The organism is Faecalibacterium sp. BCRC 81149 (genome assembly GCF_022750605.1).
GTDB classification, from domain to species: Bacteria; Bacillota; Clostridia; order Oscillospirales; family Ruminococcaceae; genus Faecalibacterium; species Faecalibacterium duncaniae.
In genome coordinates, this window is sequence record NZ_QXJA01000036.1 from 1 (window position 1) to 2,587 (window position 2,587).

Consider the following 2,587-nt stretch of genomic DNA (forward strand, 5'->3'; position numbering starts at 1 on the left):
TCCTAAGCAGGGTTTGGGGCAGGCACGCCCCAACAAGAAGCTGTCCCAAAAGGGCAAGAATTTTCAAGAATTGAAAATTTGTGGCCACGGGACGATTCTTGCTCTCACGAAAACCCATACTTTTTGAAAATCCGCTTTTCGCAGCCAAAGGAGGATGCACCATGAAAAAAGAGATCGAAGCCTTCGTCAACGCAGCCAACGAGCAGGAGTTGGAAGCCGCATGGAATAACCTCTCGGCAGAGGAACAGCGAGTTTTCGAGCAGCTCATGGAGGAAGACTCACCCGAAGATGCACTGGCATTTTTTGCCCAGCTGTATGACGATGCCCCGAAGGAGCAAGCCAGCGAAACCGTGAGCATCTCCGAAAACGAAATCTATTTCAAGCGGCAGCCCTTGACCGAAGAGCAGAAGAAGCACGGCTCCTATGTAGATGAGAACGGCAATCTCCATGTCAAGAACCTGTCTGCATTCTGGATTCCTGAACTGACCACCACGGAGAAAGTCGGTCACACCACCTACACCGTGACCGGCAGCTATGAGGGCAAGGAATCCTTTTTGAAGAAACTGGAGCGCATTGTTGCCAAGAACGCCCAGCAAAAATTTGAAGATGAGGGTGCAGACGAATGACAACTGCGTCCAATTCTGCTATACTTGATCCGGTAACCAATCCTGTACTGACAGTTGCTCCACAGAATAAGGAGGACACAACAATGTCTGGAGCAACGAATAAAATCACCGCACTTTACTGCCGACTGTCGCAAGAGGACGCACGGCTCGGCGAAAGCCTGTCCATTGAGAACCAGAAGGTCATCCTTCTGGAATACGCCAAAAAGAACCACTTCCCGAACCCGGTGTTCTTTGTGGATGATGGCTACTCCGGCACGAACTATGACCGTCCCGGCTTTCAGAGTATGCTGGTCGAGATCGAAGCAGGGCGTGTAGGAATCGTTATCACGAAGGATTTGTCCCGACTGGGGCGCAATTCTGCCTTGACTGGTCTGTACACCAACTTCACCTTTCCCCAGTATGGCGTTCGCTACATCGCCATTAACGACAACTACGACACCATTGACCCGAACAGCGTAAACAACGATTTTGCGGGCATTAAGAACTGGTTCAACGAGTTTTACGCCCGCGATACCAGCCGCAAGATTCGGGCCGTTCAGAAGGCCAAGGGAGAGCGTGGAGTACCGCTGACGGTTAATGTTCCGTACGGCTATGTAAAAGACCCGGAGAACCCGAAGCATTGGCTTGTTGACCCGGAAGCGGCTGCGATTGTGAAGCGCATCTTCTCCATGTGCATGGAGGGACGTGGGCCGACCCAAATTGCGAACCAACTGTGGGCAGATAAAGTTCTGACTCCTACCGCCTACAAGTTGAGCCATGGCCGGAGCACAAACGCACCTGCCCCGGAAGACCCTTATCGCTGGGATAAAAGAGCAGTAAGTTTGATTCTGGAACGCCGGGAGTACACTGGCTGCACAGTCAACTTCAAGACCTATACTAACTCTATCTGGGATAAAAAGAGACATCTGAATCCTGTGGAAAATCAGGCTATCTTCCCGGATACACATGAGCGCATTATTGACGATGATGTGTTTGAAAAGGTTCAGGAGATTCGCAGCCAGCGTCACCGTATGACCCGAACAGGCAAGAGCAGCATTTTCTCCGGTATGGTCTACTGCGCTGACTGCGGTTCCAAGATGCAATATGGTTCGTCCAATAACAGGGACTTCAGTCAAGACTTCTTTGATTGCTCTCTGCACAAGAAGAACGGGAGCAAGTGCAAGGGACATTTCATCCGGGTAAAGGTTCTGGAAGGACGTGTGCTGAGTCATGTTCAGCGGGTGACGGACTACATTCTCCGTCATGAAAACTACTTCCGCAAGGTCATGGAGGAGCAGCTTCGTGTGGAAAGCAGCGAAAAGCTGACCGTCCTGAAGAAGCAGCTTGCCCGGAATGAGAAGCGGATTGTAGACCTCAAACGGCTGTTCATGAAAATCTACGAGGACAACGCCAATGGAAAGCTGAGCGATGACCGCTTCGACATGATGAGCCAGAGCTACGATGCCGAACAGAAGCAGCTGGAAGAGGAATCCCTCTCTATCCAACAGGAAATCGAAGTACAGGAACAGCAAATCGAGAATATTGAAAAATTCGTCCAGAAAGCGCACAAGTACGTTCATATTGAAGAACTCACTCCCTATGCTCTCCGTGAACTGGTGTCGGCTATCTATGTAGATGCCCCGGATAAGTCCAGCGGAAAGCGGGTGCAGCACATCCATATCAAGTACGACGGGCTGGGGTACATCCCTCTGGATGAACTGGAAGCAAAAGAAAAGGCGTGACCGAAGTCACGCCAAATCTTCCCCATTTAGGGAACTTTTGCAAATACTGTTTTATGGGAACTCTGCTCTGGGGAACTCCCTGCCTTACTTATCGTGTGTGGATTTTTGCAGGGTGCGTCCGGGTGGGCGCACCCTGTTTTTTGTTTGTGCTTATTTCTTCAGAATCCGCATTGCGTTCAGAACAGCGATGATCGTGACACCCACATCACCGAACACGGCTTCCCACATACCGGCCATGCC

2 protein-coding genes are annotated in these 2,587 nt (G+C 50.8%); both read left to right on the forward strand.

The window, feature by feature from the left end:
• Positions 1-161 precede the first annotated feature (161 nt).
• Positions 162-626 carry a hypothetical protein gene (locus D3F01_RS15770; protein ID WP_005924522.1) on the forward strand — a complete coding sequence of 155 codons (465 nt, stop codon included), beginning with the start codon at positions 162-164 and terminating at the stop codon, positions 624-626.
• A gap of 83 nt (positions 627-709) precedes the next feature.
• The gene (locus D3F01_RS15775; protein WP_223474817.1) at positions 710-2,347 is read left to right on the forward strand and encodes a recombinase family protein; all 1,638 of its coding nucleotides are present in this window, start codon (positions 710-712) and stop codon (positions 2,345-2,347) included.
• The last annotated feature ends 240 nt before the right edge of the window (positions 2,348-2,587 follow it).